The sequence below is a fragment of the Acinetobacter sp. XH1741 genome (assembly GCF_041021895.1).
Classification (GTDB): Bacteria; Pseudomonadota; Gammaproteobacteria; order Pseudomonadales; family Moraxellaceae; genus Acinetobacter.
Genome location: NZ_CP157428.1, coordinates 2,212,249 through 2,237,226, shown reverse-complemented (window position 1 = coordinate 2,237,226; position 24,978 = coordinate 2,212,249). Strand labels below are relative to the sequence as shown.

Annotated in this window: 24 protein-coding genes and 2 pseudogenes; 3 read left to right on the top strand and 23 right to left on the bottom strand. The window is 39.3% G+C overall.

Annotated elements, in window-relative coordinates:
* Positions 1–33: 33 nt before the first annotated feature.
* Positions 34–954 carry a LysR family transcriptional regulator gene (locus ABLB96_RS10640; protein WP_348896597.1) on the top strand — a complete coding sequence of 307 codons (921 nt, stop codon included), beginning with the start codon at positions 34–36 and terminating at the stop codon, positions 952–954.
* A 41-nt stretch (positions 955–995) separates the two neighbouring features.
* Positions 996–1,808, top strand: a complete 813-nt coding sequence (gene pcaU, locus ABLB96_RS10635) for an IclR family transcriptional regulator PcaU (RefSeq protein WP_348896595.1) — start codon at positions 996–998, stop codon at positions 1,806–1,808.
* A 93-nt stretch (positions 1,809–1,901) separates the two neighbouring features.
* On the opposite strand, the gene ABLB96_RS10630 is transcribed toward pcaU, so the two are convergent.
* From ABLB96_RS10630 to ABLB96_RS10525, 22 genes and pseudogenes are all read right to left on the bottom strand, one after another.
* On the bottom strand, positions 1,902–2,768 hold the full coding sequence (locus tag ABLB96_RS10630) for an MBL fold metallo-hydrolase (RefSeq protein WP_348896594.1): 867 nt from the start codon (positions 2,766–2,768) through the stop codon (positions 1,902–1,904).
* Between the two features lie 4 nt (positions 2,769–2,772).
* Positions 2,773–3,186 carry a DUF6691 family protein gene (locus tag ABLB96_RS10625; protein WP_348896593.1) on the bottom strand — a complete coding sequence of 138 codons (414 nt, stop codon included), beginning with the start codon at positions 3,184–3,186 and terminating at the stop codon, positions 2,773–2,775.
* Positions 3,187–3,190: 4 nt separating this feature from the next.
* Entirely contained in the window at positions 3,191–3,604 is a 414-nt protein-coding gene (locus ABLB96_RS10620; RefSeq protein WP_348896592.1) for a YeeE/YedE thiosulfate transporter family protein, read from the bottom strand.
* 134 nt (positions 3,605–3,738) lie between these two features.
* Positions 3,739–4,206, bottom strand: coding sequence for a DUF6438 domain-containing protein (locus ABLB96_RS10615; RefSeq protein ID WP_348896591.1), 468 nt, complete (start codon positions 4,204–4,206; stop codon positions 3,739–3,741).
* 631 nt (positions 4,207–4,837) lie between these two features.
* On the bottom strand, positions 4,838–7,267 hold the full coding sequence (locus ABLB96_RS10610; RefSeq protein ID WP_348896590.1) for a glucose/quinate/shikimate family membrane-bound PQQ-dependent dehydrogenase: 2,430 nt from the start codon (positions 7,265–7,267) through the stop codon (positions 4,838–4,840).
* A gap of 81 nt (positions 7,268–7,348) precedes the next feature.
* Positions 7,349–8,668 (bottom strand): carbohydrate porin, encoded by a 1,320-nt coding sequence (locus tag ABLB96_RS10605; RefSeq protein ID WP_348896589.1) that lies wholly within the window; start codon positions 8,666–8,668, stop codon positions 7,349–7,351.
* 58 nt (positions 8,669–8,726) lie between these two features.
* Entirely contained in the window at positions 8,727–10,178 is a 1,452-nt protein-coding gene (locus ABLB96_RS10600; RefSeq protein WP_348896588.1) for a NosD domain-containing protein, read from the bottom strand.
* Between the two features lie 19 nt (positions 10,179–10,197).
* Positions 10,198–11,025, bottom strand: coding sequence for a type I 3-dehydroquinate dehydratase (gene aroD, locus ABLB96_RS10595; RefSeq protein WP_348896587.1), 828 nt, complete (start codon positions 11,023–11,025; stop codon positions 10,198–10,200).
* 75 nt (positions 11,026–11,100) lie between these two features.
* A complete protein-coding gene (gene pcaG / locus ABLB96_RS10590) occupies positions 11,101–11,730 on the bottom strand; it encodes a protocatechuate 3,4-dioxygenase subunit alpha (protein WP_348896586.1) in 630 nt (209 codons plus the stop codon).
* Between the two features lie 14 nt (positions 11,731–11,744).
* Complete coding sequence (pcaH, locus tag ABLB96_RS10585) at positions 11,745–12,470, bottom strand: protocatechuate 3,4-dioxygenase subunit beta (RefSeq protein ID WP_348896585.1); 726 nt, start codon at positions 12,468–12,470, stop codon at positions 11,745–11,747.
* Positions 12,471–12,480: 10 nt separating this feature from the next.
* Positions 12,481–12,894, bottom strand: coding sequence for a 4-carboxymuconolactone decarboxylase (gene pcaC / locus ABLB96_RS10580; protein WP_348896584.1), 414 nt, complete (start codon positions 12,892–12,894; stop codon positions 12,481–12,483).
* A gap of 15 nt (positions 12,895–12,909) precedes the next feature.
* On the bottom strand, positions 12,910–14,265 hold the full coding sequence (locus ABLB96_RS10575) for an MFS transporter (RefSeq protein WP_348896583.1): 1,356 nt from the start codon (positions 14,263–14,265) through the stop codon (positions 12,910–12,912).
* 48 nt (positions 14,266–14,313) lie between these two features.
* Positions 14,314–15,093, bottom strand: a complete 780-nt coding sequence (gene pcaD, locus ABLB96_RS10570; RefSeq protein ID WP_348896582.1) for a 3-oxoadipate enol-lactonase — start codon at positions 15,091–15,093, stop codon at positions 14,314–14,316.
* Entirely contained in the window at positions 15,090–16,445 is a 1,356-nt protein-coding gene (gene pcaB, locus ABLB96_RS10565; RefSeq protein ID WP_348896581.1) for a 3-carboxy-cis,cis-muconate cycloisomerase, read from the bottom strand. The genes pcaD and pcaB overlap by 4 nt, the downstream gene beginning before the upstream one ends.
* A 2-nt stretch (positions 16,446–16,447) precedes the next feature.
* Positions 16,448–17,659, bottom strand: a complete 1,212-nt coding sequence (pcaF, locus tag ABLB96_RS10560) for a 3-oxoadipyl-CoA thiolase (protein ID WP_348896580.1) — start codon at positions 17,657–17,659, stop codon at positions 16,448–16,450.
* Between the two features lie 12 nt (positions 17,660–17,671).
* Positions 17,672–18,325 (bottom strand): 3-oxoacid CoA-transferase subunit B, encoded by a 654-nt coding sequence (locus ABLB96_RS10555; RefSeq protein ID WP_348896579.1) that lies wholly within the window; start codon positions 18,323–18,325, stop codon positions 17,672–17,674.
* Positions 18,326–18,343: 18 nt separating this feature from the next.
* Entirely contained in the window at positions 18,344–19,015 is a 672-nt protein-coding gene (locus ABLB96_RS10550) for a 3-oxoacid CoA-transferase subunit A (protein WP_032053885.1), read from the bottom strand.
* Between the two features lie 349 nt (positions 19,016–19,364).
* Positions 19,365–20,081 (bottom strand): 2-C-methyl-D-erythritol 4-phosphate cytidylyltransferase, encoded by a 717-nt coding sequence (gene ispD, locus ABLB96_RS10545; protein ID WP_348896578.1) that lies wholly within the window; start codon positions 20,079–20,081, stop codon positions 19,365–19,367.
* Positions 20,047–20,436: a cell division protein FtsB gene (gene ftsB, locus ABLB96_RS10540; protein WP_309455148.1), complete on the bottom strand. Its 390-nt coding sequence runs from the start codon at positions 20,434–20,436 to the stop codon at positions 20,047–20,049. The genes ispD and ftsB overlap by 35 nt, the downstream gene beginning before the upstream one ends.
* A 232-nt stretch (positions 20,437–20,668) precedes the next feature.
* Positions 20,669–21,190, bottom strand: a pseudogene (locus ABLB96_RS10535) (TSUP family transporter); the annotation flags it as partial.
* A gap of 18 nt (positions 21,191–21,208) precedes the next feature.
* Positions 21,209–22,299 (bottom strand): IS4-like element ISAba1 family transposase gene (locus tag ABLB96_RS10530; RefSeq protein WP_085947913.1). Its coding sequence is split into 2 segments (ribosomal slippage): positions 21,209–21,759 and positions 21,759–22,299, totalling 1,092 coding nucleotides; the frame shifts between segments, so codons are not numbered across the junction.
* A 71-nt stretch (positions 22,300–22,370) separates the two neighbouring features.
* Positions 22,371–22,586, bottom strand: a pseudogene (locus ABLB96_RS10525) (TSUP family transporter); the annotation flags it as partial.
* Between the two features lie 299 nt (positions 22,587–22,885).
* Between ABLB96_RS10525 and ABLB96_RS10520 the strand changes: the two are divergent.
* Entirely contained in the window at positions 22,886–23,563 is a 678-nt protein-coding gene (locus ABLB96_RS10520; protein ID WP_348898261.1) for a YetF domain-containing protein, read from the top strand.
* A 95-nt stretch (positions 23,564–23,658) separates the two neighbouring features.
* Here ABLB96_RS10520 and eno read toward each other — a convergent pair whose 3' ends face one another.
* On the bottom strand, positions 23,659–24,948 hold the full coding sequence (gene eno, locus ABLB96_RS10515; protein ID WP_348898260.1) for a phosphopyruvate hydratase: 1,290 nt from the start codon (positions 24,946–24,948) through the stop codon (positions 23,659–23,661).
* Positions 24,949–24,978: the final 30 nt, after the last annotated feature.

Below are 24,978 nucleotides of genomic sequence, written 5' to 3'. Positions count from 1 at the left end.
TATGAATGAAATGATTTTATTAAATAACACCTCATGAATAATATTCATAACCTGCACGGCCTAGACCTAAGCTTTTTTCACCGAATTGATATCAATTTATATCCGCTCTTTATCGCAATTTATGAGCAAAAAAGTATTTCAAATGCTGCAAATAGCCTTAACATTACCCAATCCGCAGCAAGTCACGCTTTACAAAGATTACGCCAGCAACTTGAAGATGACGTTTTTATACGTGTAGGCAACAAAATGTCTGCAACACCTTTTGCAGAGCAAATTTATCCGACTGTTAAGCAAACCCTTTTAACCATTCAAAATATTAGCCAGCAAAAACATGTTTTTGATCCAACAAGTTTAAAAAATTTAAAAATCGCCGTGCATGATGAAATTGAGCCTATTATTCTTCCAAGACTTGCCCAACACTTTCAAAATCTTAATCTAGATTTGCAATTTGTCAGTATGAAGCTAGATCGAAAACACATTACGGCAGACTTGGCGACACAGCAGCTCGATTTCGTAATTGACCTAGAACAATACTTGTCTCCCAAAATTACCTTTGACCATTTAGTAACAGATGAGTTCATCATTTGCAGTCAACTTAAAGAAGTCGATTTATCGAGTTATATTAATGGACGACACATTGGCGTTTCATCACGCCGTACAGGTGCTTTGCTTGAAGATATTTATTTAAATCAACACCAAAAAATTTCAAGAAATGTATTTATGCGCTGTCAAAACTACTCAACAGCATTACAAGTACTAGGTGCCCAAGCAAACGCAATACTGACCATGCCTCGTATGATTTTGCAGCATTTATCTTATAGTTCTGAAATTCGCTTACATTCTCTGCCTTTTGAGATGACCAATATTAAAATGGGGATGTTTTGGCATGAAGATTTAAGGGATAATTTAAGGCATCAATTTCTGCGACATGAAATTATTAAACTTTTTCAGTAAAGCAAATTGATAACCAAGCTTCTATCGTACAAGGACCAGTAATGAGTAAAGATGAACGGATAATCCAGAATCAGGACAATAAAAAAACGATTCGTCATGAAGATTACATTGCTGGTATTGGTAAAGGCATGTCAATTTTAGATAGCTTTAGCAGTAATCAACATCGTTTAAACATTTCTATGGCTGCTGAAAAAACAGGACTCACCCGAGCAGCAGCAAGACGCCATTTATTAACTTTAGAATATTTAGGTTATCTTGAATCAGATGGTCATTATTATTATTTAACTCCCAAAGTTTTGAAGTTTTCAGGAGCCTATTTAGGTGCAGCTCAGCTTCCAAAAGTATCACAGCCTTTATTAAATCTTCTAACGAACCAGACCTCCCTTATCTATTCAGTCATGGTACTTGACGGTTATGAAGCCATTACGATTGCCCGTAGTGCCGCGCACCAACAAACTGACCGTGTAAATCCATACGGCTTACACTTAGGTAACCGCTTACCTGCTCATGCGACCTCGGCGGGTAAAATTTTATTGGCACATTTAAGCCAACAAGAACAACTCGACTGGCTCCAAAAATATCCTCTCCAACGTTTAACCAAATATACGCATGTTGAAAACGATAAATTTTTAGAATTGCTAAAAGAAATTCGAGAACAAGATTGGTGCTATTCACGTGAAGAACATGAGTTAGGTGTTCATGCGCTCGCCGTACCGATTTACGGACAAGATTTTAAAGTCGTTGCGGCTTTAAATATTGTTTCACCTACTATGAAAACAACTGAAGAATATTTAATTCAACACATTTTGCCTTTATTGCAAGAGACTTCGCGGGATTTAAGACAAATTCTTTAAATCTTACTTAGGCTATTCCACAAGGTTAATTTTATTATTTGCTTAGGCTATTTTGCAAGATAAAGTGTCTCGAAATGAATGCTTAGGCTATTTCTAGAAATAGTTGAAAGGAATTTTCAAATACCGGATGCCATTCGCTTCAGGTTCCGGAAAATTTCCACCGTTCATATTAATTTGAATTGAAGGCAGAATTAATTTTGGCATTGCCAAAGTTGCATCTCTTTCTTGACGCATTTTTATAAATGACTCTTTAGAAACTTGCTGATTTAAATGAATATTACTTTGCTTTTGAGTTTTTATGTCTGTTTGACAGATATATTCATCACGACCTTCAGGCTTATAGTCATGACATAAAAACATACGCAAATTGTCAGGCAGTGTATAAAGCTGTTGTACCGAATCATAAAGCAGAGCGGCACTTCCTTTTGGAAAGTCGCACCGAGCTGAACCATAATCTGGCATAAATAAAGTATCACCTACAAAAACAGCATCACCAATTACATAGCTGAGACAAGCCGGCGTATGGCCTGGTGTCGGAATGTTATAGGCTTCTATATCCCCTATTTTGAAATGTCCATAATCTTCAAACAAATAGTCAAAAGGCTGATTTTCATTAAATTTCTTAAAATCAAAATTATAGATAGCGGAAAATGTTTCCTGCACAATTGAAATTTTCTTACTGATTGCAACCGTACCGCCCAATTTCGATTTTAAATATTGAGCGGCGGTCATATGGTCAGCGTGTACATGGGTTTCTAAAATCCACTGCACTTTAAAGTTTTGAGCCAAGACATAATTGACAATACGATCAGCATTGGTTGTTTTTGTAGTTGCTGAAGCTGCGTCATAGTCAAGCACGCTATCAATAATAGCGCATTGACGAGTCGCTAAATCCGCAACAACATAGCTAAAAGTATTAGTATTTTCATCAAAAAAATCTTTTACTAGAGGTTGTTGCATAGGTTTAATTTCCTTTATTTAAGATTCGGTAAATCAACATTCCTAATAACATGGCGACAATAAAATAAAGCGCATCAAAATGTCCCAGTCCGATAAGCGTTAAAGCAGACGCTGGACATATACCTGCTATTCCCCAGCCTATCCCAAAAATAAAAGCACCGACAATTAACCTTTGGTCAATCTGTGTATTTGTTGGTAATTGAATTTGTTCATTAAAAATTGTTTTAGGTTTTTTTATAGCCTTTTGAAATGGAATAAATGCCACAGCAATAGCACCTAACATTACAAACATTAAGCTAATATCCCACTGCCCAAAGATATCTAAAAACCCTAATACCTTTTCAGGATTAGACATGCCCGAAATCATTAAGCCTAATGAAAACAAACCACCAAATATAAAAGCAAAAATGTTTTTCATAGGATTACCCCAATACATGACGGATGATATAAACCGTTAACATGCCAACAAACATAAAAATTGCTGTCGCCACCATAGAGCGTTTTGATAGCCTACTCATTCCACAAATACCATGACCACTTGTACAGCCCGATCCTAATCGAGTACCGAAACCTACCAGTATACCCGCCAGAATAAGAGCGTAAGTGTTCGCTTTAATTTCAATTTCAGGCTGGTAAAAAAAGTTATAAATAAAAGGCGTAATAATTAATCCGGCAATGAACCAGAATGCAGAACCTTTAAATGTATCTTTAGTAGGTTTAATGATTTGAGCGATCAATCCACTAATTCCTACAATACGACCGTTTATATATAAATAACCGACTGTTGCAATGCCTAGTAGCAAACCACCTAAAAAGGCATAGACAATATTTGACATGTGTTTACCCAAACAATATATGTTTTTATAATATGTATTATACGCTTATTCTTTTAGAAATACTTAAGATAAAACTCCTAAGTATATAAATTTTCTTAACAAGAAAAAGCCCCAAAAGTTTGGGGCTTTTATCATTAAATTAGATCTTTAATGCCTAATTGATCTGGCAAGCTATCCATAATTTTATTTAGTTTATTGTTCGCTGGAGACATACACCCTTTATAATGGCTTAACTTTGTTTCTGTGCCATTTGGTTTAATCCAAGTAATGTAATAGCTAGACATGTCCGTTGCAGTTTGCTGACATCCACCAGTTTTTGCTTGTGTACCTGTTTCAGGACGGTAAGTTTTGAGTTCACTTACAAGCTTTTGATAGTCTTTTACATTACCTTGAATTTCTTTAACGCCTACAGCCTTAGTATATTGTTTACCTTCAAAACGAATTAAACCTGTCGGTATTACTTCTACAGAATAGATTGGACATGCGCCAAAGCATGGACTAGAAGCATAACGAATTGTTTCTTGTGTATTCGGTGCCTGCTGAACAGAAGCACAACCCATCAAAGCTAAACCAGATAAAGTTGCAAGAACTAAAAATCTCATTACATCACCTATTATTATCAAGTGGCTTTAATCTATCAAATCATCACCGGATTGTCATTAAAGACTCATTTTTCATAGTTTTATTTATTAATGCTTAGGCTATTTTTATAAAAAAACCAATATTACGATTTCAATGATATAAAAAAAGGCCCATCTTGCGATGAGCCTTAAGCCAATTAAAGCTTAAATTCCTGAAATACAAATTATTACTAGGTAGTAATAACCTGCGCTGACCATTCTAGCGTAATGCAATAAATTATATAAATATAATATAAGTATATATTTACGCTCGTTTTTCCAACAAAAAAAACCTGATTTTTCGGGATAAAAACCGAATAATGTTTATTTTTAATTAAAATTCACAACCTTAAGTTAAACAAAACTTAATAAACATAAAGATTTTATTTATAGGTAAAACATTAAAAGAAAATGCTTAATCATTCGGCTATATCTAGCGTTTGGGATGAATTAATTATAGAAATATTTTAAGTTTAGCAATAACTTCAAACACTTTTTTACTATTTGGTAAAGCTATCCCTCTAAAAATATAGAATTTACACAAATACTTTAATAGAAAAAAGATATTAAAAAAACAAGGGTAAAAGGAAATTCTTCCTTTTACCCTCTTTAATTACTTATCCAAGCTATATGCGATTACATAATCACCATGATCAGGAGACTGACGTGCACCACCAGCTGAAACAACTATATATTGTTTACCTGTTGTAGGTGAAACATAGCTGATCGGAGTGCCTTGGCTACCCACAGGCATACGTGACTTCCACAGTTCTTTACCTGTAGATGAATCAAAAGCACGCAAGTAGTAATCTTGAGTTGCAGCAAAGAAGACCAAACCGCCTTGTGTTGCCATTGGGCCACCAATGGTTGGCATACCAATCGGTGCTTTTAAGCCCATCTTGATACCCATAGGTCCTGTATCTTCAACCGTACCCAATGGTACTTGCCATGCGACTTGACGTGTTTTTAAATCAATCGCAGTCATGGTACCAAATGGCGGTTTTTGACATGGAATACTTAAGGCAGACATAAAGCGGTTTTTATTCACTTTATATGGCGTACCTTTCATTGGTACAGCACCCATACCTGTATTTACCTTTTCTCCACCATTCGCCTGAATTTTAATATCTTCAGGAGTTTGTTCCATGAGTTGCACCCATAACCCAAGACGCATATCGTTTACGAACATGTAGCGATGAGTTGGATCAAAAGCAATACTACCCCAGTTCATGCCACCCAAAGAGCCTGGGAAGCTTAATGAAACATCAGTACCCGGTGCAGTAAATAAACCTTCATAACGCATTGACTTAAAGTTAATACGGCACATGAGTTGATCAAACGGTGTTGCACCCCACATATCTGACTCGGTTAAAGTCTGATTACCGATCTGAGGCATTTCAATAGAACGAGGTTGAGTTAAACTATATTGCTCACCCGGAATATTTGCCGCTTTCACTGGTTGTTCAATCACTTTAGTAAGTGGCTTACCCGTTACGCGGTCAAGAACAAAGAATTGTCCAGATTTGGTTCCAATCACAACAGCTGGTTTAGTCGTACCATCTTTTAATGGAAAGTCGACTAGACTTGGTTGCATTGGCAAGTCAAAGTCCCATAAGTCATTATGAACAGTTTGATACACCCACTTCTCTTTACCTGTTGTTGCATCGAGTGCTAAAACAGAAGTGTTGTACTTATGATCTAAAGGATTACGGTTACCGCCCCAAATGTCCACAGATGAGCTACCCATAGGTAAGAACACTGTATTCATTTGTGGATCATATGACATTGCAGCCCACGAGTTTGCTGAACTGCGCTTATATGTTTCACCCGGTTTAAGAACATGATTAGGGTCTGGGTTACGTGGGTCAAATGCCCAGCGCAGTTTACCTGTAATCACGTCATAACCACGAATTACGCCACCCGGCATATCTGCTGCTACGTTGTCTGCAATACGACTACCCACCACAATGGTTGTACCCGCAATCGTTGGTGCAGAAGTGACTTCGAAACGTGGAGCTTTTGTCCCATCACCTAAGCCTTCGAGCAGGTTAACTGTTCCATTCACACCAAAGTCGGCACAGCGTTCACCAGTATCAGCATTGACTGCAATTAAACGAGCATCTGGAGTATTGGTATATACACGGCGTGGGCATGCTGTGTTGCTTGCAACAGTAGTTACCGGCGTTGCACCAGCCAATGTTGGTTGTGCAAGTGCCTTAGTTGAATCAAAGTATGCAACACCACGGCAACGTTCCCAAGCATCAGCTTTAGAGTTCACTTCAGCTTTCCAGAGCTGTTTACCAGAATCGGCATCTATCGCAAAAATATTGTTATGTGGCGTACATAAGAAAACTTTATTTCCAACTTGTAATGGTGTCATTTGGTCTTCGGCACCATTACCACTGCCTGTTGTAAAATCACCCGTTCTAAAACGCCAAGCTTCTTTTAGCTTATGAACGTTATCTCGGTTAATTTGATCGAGAGCAACAAAGCGACTACCACCCGCATCATTTCCATAATTTTCCCAATTCACCTGTTTTTTTGCAGGGTCAACTGGTACTAAAGGTAGCTTTTCACCTGAACTTGCTACCGTCGGATGCGGTTGGAACATTTGGTAAAGCGCAATCAACATACCAACAACGACGAGACCACCAACAGCATACGCTGGAGTTGCTGAACCGTTTTGAAATTGGTAACGTCGAATTGAAGGTAAGGTAAATAGCAACGCAGCAAAAAGACCGGCAGGAAACATTAATCGCGAGAATAATGGCCAAAAATCCCATCCTGCATCAACAAGTGACCAAATTACCGTACCAACAAAGACAGCTGCAAAAATCCAGACACCAAGCACTTTTTTACGAAAAATGCTAATTGCGGAAATGGTAATTAGCAGTCCCGATATAAGGAAATACCAAGACCCACCTAAAGACACCAGCTTTCCACCGCCTACGATGTAAAATACACCGGTAGCGAGTAAAACCAGACCTAATAAAAAACACCATATTTTGAATAAGATATGAAACTTAGAATCTGACTCAGACATAGATCCTACTCCACATATACTGAACGCAAACAGTTCAGACATTGGGCCAGTTAAACCATGTCTAACCAGCCATCATTATTGTTAAAAATTGACTTTCACACTCAGGCCTGCCACCCAAGCATCATCTACTTCCTTCACACCAGCAGGTTGATGGATATATTGAATATTTGGACGCAACATGACGGCTGGAGACCATTGGTAGGTATAGTTCAACTCGACATTTAGCTCGTCGTCTTGAATTGGAATATAGTTAGATGCAATCGGGTCATAGCTATAATATCCACGACTTTCGTTAGTTGCGATTTGCTTATCTTTAGCACGATCATTAACCACGTAGTTGGCAATACCAAAACCAATCGAGTCATTTGGACGGCTGTCAAATGGCCCCTTATACCAAAATGCCAGTTGTTGCGTACTTTGAACAAAAGTCGTCGCTTTATCGTTTACTACACCGTTAAAACTTACATATAAACCACGTTTCGGATCTTGGCTGGCATGGCTAAGTTGTTGCTGTGCATTAATCCAGAAACTTTGTTTTCCGTCATGAACTTTACCGGCAGTTTTAATATCATTTGCTTCTGCAGTTGAGTACAGCGCACCGACTTTATATTCACCAGGTAAGCCGTTAAAAGCAGCAAGTTTTGGTTTCCATGCAAGTTCAACCGGTATAGTTGCACCCTTCACGTTGTTCATATCCAGATTAAAACCATCACTATTTGATTCAGTTTTAATATTGTCTGGATTGACCTCATACACACCTATTCCGAAAGTCCACTCAGGTGCAAATTGATATTTAACGTTTGTCGCCCAAACACCAACGGGTGAGTTATACCAAATTGAACCAATTGATTTTCCTAACTGTCCACCGCAAAGTAATAAGTTCTGAAATTCACATTGAGAACTATTAAAGTCTTCTGACATACCCATACGGCCAAATTTGACCTGTACTGTATTATCAGCAAAGCCTTTTTTTATCCACGCTTGAGATAGGCGCCAGATTTTACCGCGCCCATAAATCTCTTGAGCATTACCTAATTGGCTTGAACGTGGGTCTTTAATACGGTCTAAAGTGAGCGCATTACCGTCACGTTTAGTCACGACTAAGCTGGCTGTCGTATCTTTCCATCCAGCAATTTTTTCTAAATCAAAGTTTGCACCCAAAGAAAGCTGTGCTGCATTTTCAAAGGTATTACTGTCGTTGTAACCACCATCTAAATTGGTAGCTGCCTGACTCATGATAGAAGCTGTAAATTTATAGCCCTGTTGCTCTAGCTGCTGACGCTCACCATTCCAATCACCTAGCAACCATTGGCGATCTTGTGACCATGGTTCATTAGCAAGCGTAAATTGGCTGCCCAACACAGCGATCATTAACACACTCAGTTTCATTACGTTTGGCATTTCAAGTCCTTTTTATCTTTTCTAAAATGCGCCTCTGCTTGAGGCGCTTTATTAGTTGTTATTTAACTTGCGTAAAGCCAAGCTCAGAAGTTGCACCAAGGTGATCAGTTACATTTGCTGTAATCGAGGCAACTTTAACCGTCGGCTTCCAAGTGGCTTTTGCGTTGCCTTGTGCATCTGTGGCAACTGTTATTGTTCCTAAATATTGTTCTGCTTCTTTTGATGCTGCATTTTGATTTCCAAAAAACTCAACTTGGTACCGTTGGTTTGGCAAACCATTAACTTCTATATTAACTGAACCTTTATTTGCTGTTAACTTAGGTGCTTTAATATCCTGATTAGGTTGAGGATTACAACCTTGTTCATTTGGTTGAGTACATGTTTTTTGTAGCTTAGACGGTTCAATCACTACACCGCCACCGCGAGAGCCAACAAAGCCTTCATGCTCAAGTGCCGGAACACCAAAGACAATGGCCCCTAAACGTTGATTCGGAACACATGAACCACCTGCCTCACAGCGTTTAATATCTTTACCATTGTCCCAAATCAGGTTTTTAGTCAATGTCGTTTTTGCATTGGCATCTTTTTCTGAACGAATAGCAACACCTATACGGTTACCATGAACTCTATTGCTATCGAGAATATTGCCATCGCCAGTTATGTTAAGGCCAATCGAGTTACTGGTCATTTCGTTGTAGGCAATATAATTACGCTTACCCCAGTTAATCTGTAAGCCATCCGAGTAATTTTCAAACTTGTTACCCACTACGGCATTGTCATTGCCCCACAAAATTTCAATACCTTGTGAGGGTTCTGGGTTTGCCTTAGTTGAGATGAAATGGTTATTTGCAATTAAGTTAAATGCAGCACCACGTGTCAGTTCTAAACCATCACCATTGTCTAAGAGGATATTGTCCAACACTTTATTGTTATTGGTGGTTGTCGCAGTTGGGTTACCTTGACCATCGTCACCCGTGATCATGACACCCGCACCACCGTAATTATTACTAATACGATTATGCTGAATTAAGTTATTGCTTGAACGGTTAACCAATACACCAATACAGAAACGATGAATATCTAGCCCTTTTAAAGTGACATTATTTACATCACGCAGCACTAGGCCCGGCAAGGTCATGGTACGAACATTGGTCCCGTACTGTCCAGGATTTGCACCAGGACACGCTTTTTCACCTTCACCTTTAATATAATTTGAACCATCGAGCGTAATATATTCACCGGTTTTATCCCACTGGGTTCCAATGATTTTTACAGGTGCTTTAATTTCAGGAAGTGTACTATTTAATTTAATCGTATAAGGTGCTTTGCCTACCGCTTGAATTAAGATGTCACTTGCTTCGCTCGGATTAGCGTTAGCTTGCTCAATTGCCCAGCGTAACGAACCTTTATTACTATCATCTTGATAACGGTCAACAACATAAGTTTGCGCCGCGGCTACGCCTGAAACCATCAAACCTAATGCAAGAGTAGTTAAACGTAATGTATTCATCTCATCATATCCTTATGATTTATGGGTTTGTTGGTTGAACGGTTTTTAAAATCTGTTTGAGCTTAGTCACATCAATTTGACCTGGTGCAGAAGCCTCACCAATCATGCCAAAGCTATAACTTCCACCCATATTGGCAGTCGCAACACGAGAAATCGTACCTAGCTGCCCCATCGACATCGTCAATAATGGCTTAGTGGTTTGCTGACTTACTTTTAAAGTTGCGTTCATTAAAGTGAAAACATCTTGTTTAGATTTCGGCATTACAGCAATTTTGAGAATATCTGCGCCCATTTGATCTTGTTTTAACAAGCGCTTTTCAATTTCGTCTTGGCTTGGTGTTTTTTGGAAGTCATGATTAGACATAACCACTAACACTTTCTTTTGATGTGCTTTTTGAACAATCTCTGAAACAACTTTTTGATCACGGAACATTTCAACATCTAACCAATCCATGAACGGACTTTTTAAATAAGCCTGATAGGTCTTACCATAATCAGCATCACTAATTTCAAGCTGCCCACCTTCGTTTTTAGTACGAATTGTGGCAATCATTGGTTTATTACCTAAAATCTTTTTTAATTCATGCCCCAATGCAATAACTTGTTTGGTATCACTCGCAAAACTCAGTAAATCGATACGAAATTCAGCCAAATCAGCATCTGCTGTATTTGCAATCACTTGAGCTTGTGCCAAAGCTTGTTCTTTGGTTTTCGCTGTAATTGGAACAATTGTTTTAACGGCTGTAGTCGCAGGTTGTGTTTGAGTAGCTAAAGCAACAGGTTCAGCATTCACCTGTGCAGTAAAAAATGGGAGTGTAAGCAAACTTAAGCTTAATAATGTTTTCATTTTCATCTCTTTCATACCATCCTTTAAAAAGGCTACACGCATCCATGGACAATCATGTGTAGCCTTAGGTGTTTCTTAAATATCAAAAAATACTGTTTCGTCATCGCCTTGAATACGAATATCAAAGCGATAAACAACTTCACCATTTTCTTCAGAACGTTTTGCAATAAGGGTTTGGCGACGTGGTGCCCATTCAATGCTATTTAGAATTGGATCGTTAGCATTTGCCTCAGCTTCATCGTCAAAATACACACGTGTATGAAGGCCTAAGTTAATACCACGTGCAAAAATGACTAATGCAATATGCGGTGCCTGAGTTGAACCTTTACGGCCTGCTGTTGCACCCGGTTTAATGGTATTGAAGCTCCAAACACCTGTTTCAAAGTCTGCCCCTGTGCGACCCCAACCTTGAAATGCTGGGTCAGCTTTTTGCTCACGTGTATCTGCCTGACTTGGGTAAATACCATTTGCATCGGCTTGCCAAATCTCAATGAGTACATCACGCAACGGCAAACCTAATCCGTCAAATACTTGACCTTCAAGACGAATGCGCTCACCTTTAGTCTGGTCTTGTACCAACTGGTTATTAAAGTTATTTTCAAATACTTCAATATTAGCCTGCTGTGGCAATAAACCAATGTGAACGTAAGGACCACCTGTTTGAGATGGAGTTTCTTTTAATTCCTGAAAATTCCAGTTGTTCATGCTCGTGCTCCCGATTAAGTCAATTCATTTTCGAAGTAAGTCGCTCGACGGCCACGTAAAGTGATGTCGAAACGGTAACAACGGCTATCGGCTTCGATAAAGTTGTTTTTATCTTCTAGTGCAATCAATGCACGACGTTGATCTTCAGAAGGAATTGTTTTTAAGATCGGGCAAGTGTCAATGAGCGTATCGCCTTCAAAATAAAACTGTGAAATTAGACGTTGAGCCCAACCATCAGCAATTAAAGAGAAATGGATATGAGCTGGACGCCATTCATTAATACGGTTACGCCATGGGTACGGGCCCGGTTTAATGGTACGGAAAATATAAAAACCGTTTTCGTCAGTTAAGGTACGCCCACAACCACCAAAGTTAGGGTCCATTGCACCAATAAACTTATCGTTTGGATGGCGGTAGCGACCAGAAGCATTGGCTTGCCATACTTCTAAAAGTGCATTTTTTACAGGACGTCCAAATTGATCACGAACATAACCATGAACAATGACACGCTCACCTATTGGCAAGCCATCTTTGGCATAGTTCAAAATCAAGTCATTATCTTTTGGACCAAATAGATTTGAAGAAAAATGCGGCGCAGTAACTTCAGTTAAGGTCTCGTTAATAGAGATCAATGCATTTTTTGGCGAACGTAATACACTTGTTTTATAACCCGGCGTATACGCTGCTGGATGATCATCTGTATTACGTTGGGCGTAAGCACCCCAGCTATGTTGTGACATCTTTATCTCCTTAATCCTGTTCTTTCGCTGCAATTGGGTTAACTTCTATTCCCAACTCTTTAAAGACTTCTTCAGCCATATGCATTGCAGCGTTTGCAGCAGGTAAACCTGCATAGAGTGAACTGTGTAAGATCAACTCTTTTAAATCTTCTTTGGTTACGCCATTGTTGAAACAGGCACGTAAATGCATGCGTAGTTCATCTTCACGGCCAAGCGCCAATAAAATTGCGATAGTGACTAAACTACGTGTATGGCGTGGTAGACCTGGACGAGACCACACCTCACCCCATGCATAACGACTAATAAAATTTTGGAAATCTTCGTTAAAGTCATTTAGGTTTTGCAAAGACCGACCAACATGCTTTTCACCTAAAACTTCAGTCCGCACTTCAATGCCTTGTTTGTAGCGTTGTTCATCATTCATTGTGATAGACCTCTATTAAGTTGCATCGGTATGCGCAACAAGTGATTTAACAAATACAGCAACAGCCGCGGCAGTCGCTGGAATTAGTAATAAACTCAGAATAGCTGTAAAAGACCAATCATTGCCGAGTAGTACAGCCCCAATCCAAGCACCAAACACTGCACCAAAACGTCCAATACCTGTCATCCAAGACACACCCGTTGCACGGCACTGTGTTGGATAGAAACGAGCACTTAATGCTGGCATTGAAGACTGTGCACCGTTAATGGCGATACCTGCACAAAGCACCAATACTGCAAGTAATGTTGAGTTTCCTAAGCTTTGCCCAACAGCAATCGCAAATAGACCTGCTGCAAAGTAGAAAATAGCAATGACTCGGTTCGGGTTGAATTTGTCCATCGCCCAACCAATAAACAATGCACTTACCACACCACCAAACTGGAACAATCCACCAATAAATGCAGCACGCTCCATTGAGGCACCTGTTTCACGCATAAGCGTTGGCAACCAGCTTGTAAGCAAATAAACAACCACTAAGCCCATAAAGTAGGTCAACCAAAGTAAAACCGTTCCTTTGGCATATGGTCTAGAAAACATAATTCCGAAGACATTTTTCTTTTGGGCTGTTTCGGTTTTCTCTTCAGGCACGTGAAATGCAGTCGCATTTTCGATCTGAGCAGGTGCGATATGATTTAAAATTTTGCGTACTTTCTCTGGGTTCTTCCCCTTTACAATTAAAAAGCGGTAAGACTCAGGCAAAACAAAAATCACTAAAATCATTAAAATTAAAGGTGACCAGCCACCCAGTAAAAATAGGCTGTGCCAACCGTAGGTCGGGATGAGCCAGCTACTAATAAAACCGCCTGTTGCCATACCTAAGTTGTAACCACAAAACATACATGTCACGAGTAATGAACGAATACGTGTTGGACAGTACTCAGAAAATAATGTGGTAGCATTCGGCATCGCTGCACCAAGTCCAATACCGGTCAAAAACCGTAAAACGACCAGACTATCTAAGTTAGTTGCATAAGCAGAGGCTAAGGTAAAACCACCAAACACAAGCATTGCCACAGCCAAAACAACTTTTCGCCCAAAGCGATCAGCCGTTGGGCCAGAAACCAAAGCTCCAATAATCATTCCACCAAGTGCTGCGCTCATCACTGGCCCTAACTGAGAACGATTAATTCCCCAATCTTGAGCCAATGCCGGAGCAATAAAACCCATTGCAGCAGTATCGATACCATCAGTAAAAATAATTAAGAAACAGATGATTGCGATCATCCATTGGTACTTACTAAGCGGAGCATCATTAATCAGCGCTTGTGCATCGATACTTTTATTTGGTGCAGCGTAATCCTGAGACGCCATGTTTGCCTCCTTAAGGCCAATTCCTTTTAAACTACTAAGCTATTAGATTTACTGAATAAACCTAGTCAATTCCTGAGTAAATCTTTGCGGTTGCTCGATATTAGAAAGATGAGATGCTTCCAATTTAGCAATTTGACTGTTCTTAATAGCATTCTGCATAAACTCAGCATCTGCTACTGTTGTCACTGGATCTGCCGTTCCTGCAATCAGCAGTACCGGAATTTGGATTTGTGCAATTTCATCTCTTAAATCGGCATGTGCTAAAGCACGACAGGCATTGGCATAACCTTGTGCAGGTGTATTTGCCAGACTTTGAATAGTTGTTTGTGCAACTACATTATGTTGATAGTCGAATTTTTCACTGAACCAACGGGTATGCGTGGTTTTAACCAATTCAGCTAAACCATTCTGTTCTACAGACTCCGCACGGCTTAGCCAAGCTTCAGTTTGTCCAATTTTGGCTGCCGAGTTTGCAACCGTAATGCTATTAAAGCGATCTGGATGATGAATACCTAACCAAAGCCCTGTAATTCCGCCCATTGAAATTCCACAAAAATGAGCTTTTTCAATGTGTAAGGCATCTAAAATATCAACTACATCTTCAGCTAAGTTTTGCAATGTAGTATCGCTGATTACCTCACTTTCACCATGACCACGTGTGTCATATGTAATGACATTAAAATGACTTTTTAATTCATTTACCTGTGGCTGCCACATACCATGATCTGTTCCTAATGAATTAGAAAAAACAAGCACAGGAGCGTCTTTTAAATCTTCGGTATAAACAGTGAGCTGTTTTCCTTGGCGATTGCTAATAGTCTGTTTCACTTTGACTCTCCTTGTGCTTCTTGCAAAACTGCATCAATCTGTTGCTGAATATTGCCTAAATAGTTTTCTGGTTTAAAAATATTTTGTATTTCTGCTTGGCTAAACTGCGCTTTTACTTCGTCTAGTTGACTAACGACTTCACATAAATGTTGGTTTTGTGCTACTGCTGTTTTACATGCAGCTTCAACAATATGATGTGCATTTAAACGACCAATTTTTGGAGCAAGTGCCATCATGACAGCCTCAGCCATAATCAACCCGTTCGTGCATTCAAGATTCTGTTGCATATGCTCAGCATTAACTTCAAAACCTTGTAAAACTTCACTAGTACGACTTAATGCTCCAGCACAATGCTGAAAAATTTCAGGAACGGCTAACCATTCTGCATGCCATGCACCTAAGCTACGTTCATGTTCCTGTACCATGCTTTGATAGATGCTAGACATCAGTGCAGGCACACGATTTGCTGCTGCAAGTACTGAAGCAGCTGCCACTGGATTACGCTTATGTGGCATGGTTGATGAACCACCGCGACCCTTCGCAGTTGGTTCAAACAATTCTGCAATTTCTGTTTGCATCATGAGTGACCAATCACGTGCCATCTTGCCCGTATTCCCAACAATCATGCCAAGCACACTTGCGATTTCCACAATACGGTCACGCTCACCATGCCATGTGCTTGTTGGTACAGTCAGATTAAGCTGTTTAGCAAATGCACTGACTACAACAGAACCCTGATCTTGCAAAGAAGCTAATGAGCCCACTGCACCACCTAATTGAGCCGTAAGTACACGAGGCTTCATCTCTTCAATACGATCTAAATCACGTTTAAATGCAGATGCCCAACGAGCAAGCTTATGTCCTAAAGTAATTGGCAAAGCTTGCTGTAACCATGTACGCCCAATCATGACTTGATGACGATATTGCTTGGCTTGCTGTAATGCAGTGGTGTAGCAATCTTGCAGTTGTGCTTCCACAATGCTCAACGCATCACGGCATTGCAAAATACATGCTGTATCTAAAATATCCTGACTTGTTGCGCCCCAATGCACATAGCGTGAAGCATCTTCATCGACATCTTTCACAATTGCCGTAAGTTGCTTTACAAACGGAATTGCAATATTTCCAGCTAATCCAGTTGCTATAGCCAAAGCTGGAAAATCAAACTTTTCCAGTGCCTGTTCAGCTACTTGGGCAATGGTATTAGCCGCATTTTGAGGAATCACGCCAACTTGTGCCTGAGCTTGCGCTAACGCAACTTCAACCTGAATCATGTATGTGATTAAAGATGAGTCACTAAAGATGTCAGTGACGTCTTTTTGATAAAACAAGCTGGCATATAACTGGCTCATAATTAGACTCTCTCAATAATCAGTGCGATGCCTTGGCCTACACCAATACACATCGAACATAAGGCATAACGGCCACCTGTTTGTTCAAGCTGGTTTAAGGCTGTGGTGACTAGGCGTGCACCTGATGCACCAAGTGGATGACCTAAAGCAATCGCACCACCATTTGGATTTACCTTGTTGCTATCGTCTTGCAACCCTAAATCACGAGTCACGGCCAAAGCCTGTGCAGCAAAAGCCTCGTTCAGCTCAATTACATCCATCTGATCTAAAGTCAGGTTGGCTTGTTTAAGTAATTTTTTAATCGCTGGTGCCGGAGCAAAACCCATAATGTGCGGTTCTACACCCACAGCTGTTGAAGCAATGATCTTGGCACGTGGTTTTAAGTTGTAGCTTTGCACGGCTTCATCAGAAGCAATCAGTAGAGCTGCTGCACCATCGTTAATACCTGAAGCATTCCCCGCAGTGACTGTTCCCTCTGCTTTTACAACTGGTTTCAGTTTGCTTAAACCTTCAAGGGTGGTTGATGCACGTGGATGTTCATCAGTATCGATCACAACAGCATCACCCTTACGCTGAGGGATTTCAACTGCCACGATTTCTTTAGAAAAAAAGCCTTTGGCTTGCGCGCTTGCGGTGCGTTGTTGGCTCGCCAAGGCAAACTGGTCCTGATCTGCACGATTGACGTTAAACTGTTCAGCGACGTTTTCGGCAGTCTGGGGCATGGTGTCTACACCATACAATTCTTTAAGTTTAGGGTTAATGAGGCGCCAGCCCATAGTGGTGTCTTCAATCTTCTGACTACGACCAAAAGCACTGTCTGATTTACCCATCACATAAGGTGCACGGCTCATGCTTTCCACACCACCAGCAATCACCAAGTTCGCTTCACCGGCTTTAATAGCACGTGCAGCTATAGCAATCGCATCGAGTGAAGAACCGCACAAACGGTTAATGGTGGTTGCCGGCACCTGATACGGTAAACCTGCAAGCAGTGCTGACATACGACCGACATTGCGGTTGTCTTCACCGGCTTGGTTGGCACAGCCATAGATCACATCATCGACCTGTTCCCAATCTACATTCGGGTTACGCTGCATAAGTGCTTTAATCGGCACAGCACCAAGATCATCGGCACGGACAGGAGCAAGGCCACCGGCATAACGGCCGAATGGGGTACGGATGGCATCGATGATATAAGCGTTTTTTAATGTCATTTCCCTACTTCCTTACCCTTGAGTCGCATCAATCAAAGTTGCACCCGTTAAAGCCTGTAACTCATCAAAGCTAAGACCTTCAACTTTCTCAATAACCTTTAAACCTTCTTTGGTCACGTCAATCACACAAAGATCGGTGTAAATACGATCCACACAATGTTTACCTGTAACCGGATAAGTGAGCTCAGCCACAATCTTCGGTTCACCTTGTTTGGTCACATGATCGGTAGTGATAAATACTTTCTTGGCACCTACAGCCAAATCCATCGCACCACCAACAGCAGGAATCGCATCCGGTGCACCTGTGTGCCAGTTCGCCAAGTCGCCATTTGCTGCAACCTGAAATGCGCCAAGCACGGCAATGTCGAGGTGACCACCACGCATCATCGCAAATGAATCACCATGGTGGAAAAAGCTGCCGCCTTTGAGCATGGTCACAAACTCTTTACCTGCATTAATCAGTTCAGGGTCTTCTTCACCTGCCGCTGGCGGTGGGCCGAAAGCCAACAGGCCATTTTCAGAATGAAGAAAAATATCTTTGTCATTCGGTAAATAGCTTGCAATCTTGGTTGGTAGGCCAATACCTAAATTTACATAGGCACCATCTGGAATATCTTGTGCCACACGTTTTGCAATCTGGTCACGGCTGAGTTTCTGGTAGCTCATGTTATTTCTCCTTATTGCTTACTGTGCTGGCGCTACTTGTACAACGTGCTGTACAAAGATACCTGGGGTGATGATGTGCTCTGGGTCTAATCCACCGAGTTCAACTACTTCTGAAACCTGAGCAATCGTGACATCCGCAGCCATCGCCATAATCGGACCAAAGTTACGTGCAGATTTACGATAAACCAGATTGCCCCAGCGGTCGCCCTTGTAGGCTTTAATCAAGGCAAAGTCAGCCTTGATTGGATATTCAAGTACGTAGTCTTTACCATCAATCTGGCGAGTTTCTTTGCCTTCAGCTAGAAGTGTTCCAAAGCCTGTTGGGGTAAATACAGCACCTAATCCCATACCTGCTGCCTGAATACGACAAGCAAGATTACCTTGAGGCACGACTTCAAGCTCGACCTTTCCGGCACGGTACAATTCATCAAATACGTAAGAGTCAGACTGACGGGGGAAAGAGCAGATCACTTTTTTAACTGAACCGGCTTTAAGTAGTTTAGCCAGACCATAATCGCCATTACCTGCATTGTTGCTGACAATAGTTAAATCTTTAACACCGAGTTCAATCAGTCCATCAATGAGTTCAGCGGGTTGTCCTGCGGTACCAAAACCACCAATCAGAATGGTTGCACCATCTTTAATCTGCGATAGAACCTCGCTTAGTGAGGACTTACTTTTGTCAATCATTAGACAACTCCATTGTGCTCATTGAAGAAGAGATAACCAAGAGAGTTAGGCACACTGAGGCGAGAAGAATGGATAAATATTTCACTCAATCCCGAGTGTTTCTCTTAGATTTCCCTTTTAATCATTTTTGATAATTTTCTTATTTTGATCTAGTAAGCAATATATAGTTTTGTTCGATTTAGGATTTTTTTGTTCGACTATCGAACATTATCTAATTAAATCACTTCATCAATTTTATAAGCTCAAGTTGTTAAAAAATACTAATTATTTTGAATAGATATGTAGTAATGAAATATTTTGCTTAGGCTATTTAGAAAAAATAAAACATTCCTACTCTGTATAGAAAATCTTAAGACTGTGATTGCAAAATTAAACGAGCCAGTTCTAAATCATCGGGATAAGTAATTTTTATATTATCAGAACGCCCCATAACCACCTGCACACCTTCTCCTATAGATTCAAGTGCACTCGCCTCATCAGTAATAGTTAAATTATTTTTTAGAGCAACTTCTATCGCCTTTTTAAGTATTCCTATTTTAGCAATTTGAGGGGTTTGAGCCTGCCATAAAAACTCTCGACTTACAGTTTTGTCAATTTGCTGTTCTTTATTGACTTGTTTTAGCGTATCTCGTACAGGAATTGCCAAAATAGCACTTTGGTTTGTTTCAATTGCACTTTTAACGAGAGCATCAAGGCATTCAAAAGTCACACAAGGTCTTGCAGCGTCATGTACTAACACCCAATCATTTTCATCCGCAATCTGTAAAAGATAATTTAAAGCGTTTAATACCGAATGCACACGTTCAGCACCACCATGACAAAAATGAGCTTTATGTTTATCTTGAAAAGATAAAGTCGAAGCAAAGGTATCTTGTGCACCAATTGCTAACACATAGCCACTTAGTGGAAGTTCACTTAAACGACTAATCGTATGTTCTAGAACAGTAGCATCTTGAATATATTGATATTGCTTTAATTCAGTTTTGGAAAACCGACTTCCCGAACCAGCAGCAGGCACAACTGCCCATAATTTAGTCTGGGATGTCTGGTGATGGTGGTGTCTCATTCGTTTCCAAATCTACTTTAGCGTTAGGGTCAATATAAATAGGCTTATAGTTAGTACTAATTGTACTCATTTGAACAAATGTTTCATGAGGCTTAACTAAACCAAGATCAAGACGAGCGTGTTCTTCTATCGCTTCTGTACCATTTTTCAGGTCAAAAACTTCAGCTGCCAAAATACGGTTTCGCTCTTTCAGCTCATCATTTACTTCGGCTTGTTGTTGAATCTGCTGCATAAGCGCTTGATGAGGCAAATAACCACCCTCACCTAACCAAAACTGATATTGCAATATAGCTACCAAAACAATAACCAGTAGCAATATGAGTTTGCTTGAAGTGGATCGAAATACTTCTAACATAGCATTAAGAGCTTTAATTAAAAACTTTTATTAAGTTTTTGTATTGTATGACAATTTACAAGCGGCATGCAAAATTCCTGCAAAATTCCTGCAAAACTATGAATGGTCATATTACTTTAAATTGACCATTGTGACATGTTTCATTTTGTCAAAATTAAACTCAATTGGAAAGGAAAATAATGTTTATAAACACAACTGCTTATAAATCAATCTATGCGTATAAAAGTTTATCTTAAGAATGAGTAAAAACTGCAAATATCATAGAGAAACCCGCAACTACCAACATACAATCTAACAGTAAATTAAACGTTTTCTCCGACATCTTTATTACAAATGTTTTACCAATATAGTTACCAATAATTAGAGAAAAACCAACCGCAATTCCTGCAATTAAAATATTCTGTTGTAAAACCCCTAGTGCCCCAAAAGTTAAGCTTTTCGTTACGTAAATACCAAATGAAGCAGCTGCCTCTGTAGCTAAAAGAGCTCCCTTAGTTAAACCGAAACCATTAAAAACCGGGAGTAATAATGGACCAGTAGAGAAAACAACCCCAGTAATATAACCAAGCACCCCACCTGCAACCACCATTTGCCATGAACTGAATTTAAAACTATGACGTTTAGCATAATGTCGAATCGGTATTAAGCAAAAGAAAAATAAACCTATACATAAGTTGGACAATGTTGGTGACATAATCCATAGCGTATTAGCTCCCAGTATCGTTGCTGGTATACCCAAACTTATAAATAAAAGCTCTGTACACGACAAATTTCACAGAACCCTTATCCTATCAGGATTCTGCCTTCTTAAAATTGCCAAAATTTCCTTAAACTCTTCTTTTTTCCCAAAACCAATTAAACGCTGAATCGCCATTTGAACATAGTCTAAACCATAGCGAAATAAACTCATTGAGAGTCGTCCATGCTTCTTTATTTTTATCGCTTTTTTTTGATCATGTTGCCATTCACCCGTTAAGTAACACCAACAGAAGCTTATAGCTAACACCGCAATCAATTTTTTCACTCGTCTAGGGTCTGTCAAGCGCGTATTTTCAAGATTAAACCCGCGTCCTTTGAGACAACTGAATAAGGTTTCAATTTCCCAGCGTAATGCATAATCCTGAATAGCATTGGCATTAAACTGAGGAGAAACGACGAGTAAAAGCTCTCCATTTTCTAACTGTAGTGCACTTATATATAGTTTCACCCGACCAACCAAAATCCGTCGTTTACGACATTCAATTTGACCAACTTTAAGATGGCGAAATAAATCACTAATTTTATGATTCTTTCCTAAATGATTGGTGACAATGAAGTTTTTTTAACACGAATGCAGAAGTTGATGTCTTGTTCAATTAACCATGTAAACCACTGCTCACCGATAAACTCTCTGTCTGCGAACACATTCACAATACGGTCTTTACCAAAAATGGCTATAAAGCGTTGAATCAAAGCAATGCGCTCTTTCGTATCTGAATTTCCACGTTTATTAAGCAATGTCCAAAGGATAGGTATCGCTATTCCACGATAAACGATTGCGAGCATCAGGATATTAATATTTCGTTTTCCCCATTTCCAATTGGTTCTATCTAAAGTCAGTTGCACTTGGTCGAATGAAAACATATTGAAAATCAACTGAGAAATTTGACGATAATCAAAATACTGACCTGCAAAGAAGCGCTGCATACGTCGATAAAATGATTGTGGTAAGCACTTGATGGGCAAGGCTTTAGATGCAGAAGAAAGATTACATGTTTGCTTTAAAATAATCACAAGCATGATGAGCGCAAAGCACTTTAAATGTGACTTGTTCCATTTTAGAGATTTGTTTAAGATAAGATATAACTCATTGAGATGTGTCATAGTATTCGTCGTTAGAAAACAATTATTATGACATTATTTCAATGAGTTATCTATTTTTGTCGTGTACAGAGAAATAAAAGAAAAGCTTTAATATTAAGTTCTTTACGCCACATCACTACACGTGAAATATTCCCCATAATTGCGGCAATCGCCATAATAGGTACTGCAAGCTTCGCCCCAAAAATATATGAAAGAATAGGCAACAAAATAATAGATGACCCAGTTCCCACTACTCCGCTAATCAGCCCGGATAGAACCCCTATAACCGCAAGTGCTACATAGATCATATGTAAAACCAAAATAATAATTATTAAGTGACTACAATAATCTAGGTTTTAAAATCGTACTATAGGCCTCTTCTGTTTTAGGACTTAAATTTTTTTATTCAAATAAAATTTATCATTCACACAATCAAATGAATGAGACTTATTAATTTCTATAAAATCTTTGTTTTTAAGTCATACAACATCACATATCTCTCGTATTTTTAACCAATAACCACTTAAAAAGTATATTTTTTTCATTTCTATTCTGATAAGAATTTTAAATGTATTTCGGATACATATTTTAAATAAGTGAGAAAAAAATGGATCTTTCTAATATTTTCATAGGTGATACAACGTGGACCTTTGTTTTAGAAATTTTAATCCGATGTACTGTGATGTTCATTATTATCATTAGTTTTTTAAGGCTATCTGGTAAGCGCGGTATTCGGCAACTCTCTCTATTCGAACTGGCTATTATTTTATGTTTAGGGTCTGCTGCTGGCGACCCGATGTTTACCAAAGATTTACCTATTGCTCATGCATTTGTAGCTTTCGTTGTCATTCTTTTTTTATATCGTCTTATTACTTGGGGTATGGTAAAACATAAAAAAATTGAAAATTTATTAGAAGGAAGAGCACTCTGCGTAGTTAAAGACGGCCTTCTCGTTTATAAAGACTTCCAGAAGCAAACATATTCTCATGATGAGTTTTTCTCGGAAATGCGTCAACAAAACATCGAGCATTTAGGACAAGTTAGAACAGCTTTGCTTGAATCTGATGGCTTTCTAAGCCTAATTTATTACGAAGATGAAGATGTGAAATGGGGTCTACCTTTATTTCCAGAAGCTTATCGCAAAGCAAAAACGCTTAAAATTAATACTTTTTATTCATGCATGAAATGTGGCGAAACTAAGATTCTAAATAAACTTGATCAAGAGTGTTCCCGTTGCCATCACCACAGTTGGGCTGAGTCTTTAAAAACTAGACGCTTAGGATAAATAAAAAGTGCTATTTCCAAAAAAAGAAATAGCACTTAGATTTTAAATATCAATGTATTATCAATATTTAAATAAGCAAAGACTTATTCAAAAGATTATTTTAAACCTTTGAACTCAGCTTTACCACGGTAAGCCGCTTTAGTCATTTCTTCGATACGAAGCAATTGGTTATATTTAGAAACACGGTCAGAACGACAAAGTGAACCAGTCTTGATTTGACCTGCTGCTGTACCAACTGCTAAATCAGCAATAGTTGAATCTTCTGTTTCACCAGAACGGTGAGAAATAACAGTCGTGTAACCATTTGCTTTAGCAAGGTAAATTGCATCTAAAGTTTCAGTCAATGTACCGATCTGGTTGTACTTGATTAAAATTGAGTTACCAACTTTTTCATCAATACCACGTTGTAAAATCTTAGGGTTAGTTACGAATAAGTCATCACCAACTAACTGGATTTTATCGCCAAGGATTGAAGTTAAGTAGCTCCAACCTTCCCAATCAGACTCATCAAGACCATCTTCGATTGAGATAATTGGATATTGATTTACAAGACCAGCTAAGTAGTCAGCAAACTGATGGCTTGTAAATGCACGATTACCTTCGCCTTCTAAAACGTATTGACCGTTTTTATAGAATTCTGAAGATGCGCAGTCTAATGCAAGCATCATGTCTGAACCAGCTTTATAACCAGTCAATTCAATCGCTTGTAAAATGATTTGGATTGCTTCTTCGTTAGAACGTAAGTTAGGTGCAAAACCACCTTCGTCACCCACAGCAGTATTCAAACCTTGTTTCTTTAAAACTGATTTTAAAGAATGGAATACTTCAGCACCCGCACGTAAAGCTTCAGCAAATGAAGTAAAACCTACAGGCTCGATCATGAACTCTTGAATATCAACAGTGTTATCAGCATGCTCGCCACCGTTTAAGATATTCATCATCGGTACAGGCATTGTCAAAATTGTTTGACCGCGAAGATCTGCGATGTATTGGAAAAGAGGAAGTTTCTTTTCTTCAGCAGCAGCACGTGCAGCAGCTAATGAAACAGCCAAAGTTGCATTCGCACCTAATTTCTCTTTATTTTCAGTGCCATCAAGCGCGATCATTGTGTTATCAATGTCTTTTTGCTCAAAAACTGATTTACCCAACAAAGCATCACGAATCAACGTATTAACGTTGTTAACTGCTGTACGAACACCTTTCCCTAAGTAACGTGATTTATCACCGTCACGTAGTTCTAAAGCTTCACGAGAACCAGTTGAAGCACCAGATGGTGCACATGCACGTCCAACAACCCCAGATTCTAAAATTACGTCTGCTTCGATGGTTGGGTTACCACGAGAGTCCAAAATTTCACGTGCACGAATGTCAACGATTTGGCTCATGAACAATTCCTCTTTGAATGAATATGAGCT

What these genes read in the sequence shown, in the direction of transcription:
- ftsB (WP_309455148.1), bottom strand. Translation starts at nt 20,436, where the DNA reads ATGTTAGAAGTATTTCGATCCACTTCAAGCAAACTCATATTGCTACTG.
- pcaU (WP_348896595.1), top strand. Translation starts at nt 996, where the DNA reads ATGAGTAAAGATGAACGGATAATCCAGAATCAGGACAATAAAAAAACG.
- ABLB96_RS10620 (WP_348896592.1), bottom strand. Translation starts at nt 3,604, where the DNA reads ATGTCAAATATTGTCTATGCCTTTTTAGGTGGTTTGCTACTAGGCATT.
- ABLB96_RS10605 (WP_348896589.1), bottom strand. Translation starts at nt 8,668, where the DNA reads ATGCCAAACGTAATGAAACTGAGTGTGTTAATGATCGCTGTGTTGGGC.
- ABLB96_RS10625 (WP_348896593.1), bottom strand. Translation starts at nt 3,186, where the DNA reads ATGAAAAACATTTTTGCTTTTATATTTGGTGGTTTGTTTTCATTAGGC.
- ABLB96_RS10520 (WP_348898261.1), top strand. Translation starts at nt 22,886, where the DNA reads ATGGATCTTTCTAATATTTTCATAGGTGATACAACGTGGACCTTTGTT.
- ABLB96_RS10600 (WP_348896588.1), bottom strand. Translation starts at nt 10,178, where the DNA reads ATGAATACATTACGTTTAACTACTCTTGCATTAGGTTTGATGGTTTCA.
- ABLB96_RS10610 (WP_348896590.1), bottom strand. Translation starts at nt 7,267, where the DNA reads ATGTCTGAGTCAGATTCTAAGTTTCATATCTTATTCAAAATATGGTGT.
- pcaF (WP_348896580.1), bottom strand. Translation starts at nt 17,659, where the DNA reads ATGACATTAAAAAACGCTTATATCATCGATGCCATCCGTACCCCATTC.
- ABLB96_RS10630 (WP_348896594.1), bottom strand. Translation starts at nt 2,768, where the DNA reads ATGCAACAACCTCTAGTAAAAGATTTTTTTGATGAAAATACTAATACT.
- ABLB96_RS10550 (WP_032053885.1), bottom strand. Translation starts at nt 19,015, where the DNA reads ATGATTGACAAAAGTAAGTCCTCACTAAGCGAGGTTCTATCGCAGATT.
- ABLB96_RS10615 (WP_348896591.1), bottom strand. Translation starts at nt 4,206, where the DNA reads ATGAGATTTTTAGTTCTTGCAACTTTATCTGGTTTAGCTTTGATGGGT.
- pcaC (WP_348896584.1), bottom strand. Translation starts at nt 12,894, where the DNA reads ATGAATGATGAACAACGCTACAAACAAGGCATTGAAGTGCGGACTGAA.
- pcaB (WP_348896581.1), bottom strand. Translation starts at nt 16,445, where the DNA reads ATGAGCCAGTTATATGCCAGCTTGTTTTATCAAAAAGACGTCACTGAC.
- ABLB96_RS10640 (WP_348896597.1), top strand. Translation starts at nt 34, where the DNA reads ATGAATAATATTCATAACCTGCACGGCCTAGACCTAAGCTTTTTTCAC.
- ABLB96_RS10555 (WP_348896579.1), bottom strand. Translation starts at nt 18,325, where the DNA reads ATGAGCTACCAGAAACTCAGCCGTGACCAGATTGCAAAACGTGTGGCA.
- aroD (WP_348896587.1), bottom strand. Translation starts at nt 11,025, where the DNA reads ATGAAAACATTATTAAGCTTAAGTTTGCTTACACTCCCATTTTTTACT.
- pcaH (WP_348896585.1), bottom strand. Translation starts at nt 12,470, where the DNA reads ATGTCACAACATAGCTGGGGTGCTTACGCCCAACGTAATACAGATGAT.
- eno (WP_348898260.1), bottom strand. Translation starts at nt 24,948, where the DNA reads ATGAGCCAAATCGTTGACATTCGTGCACGTGAAATTTTGGACTCTCGT.
- ABLB96_RS10575 (WP_348896583.1), bottom strand. Translation starts at nt 14,265, where the DNA reads ATGGCGTCTCAGGATTACGCTGCACCAAATAAAAGTATCGATGCACAA.
- pcaG (WP_348896586.1), bottom strand. Translation starts at nt 11,730, where the DNA reads ATGAACAACTGGAATTTTCAGGAATTAAAAGAAACTCCATCTCAAACA.
- ispD (WP_348896578.1), bottom strand. Translation starts at nt 20,081, where the DNA reads ATGAGACACCACCATCACCAGACATCCCAGACTAAATTATGGGCAGTT.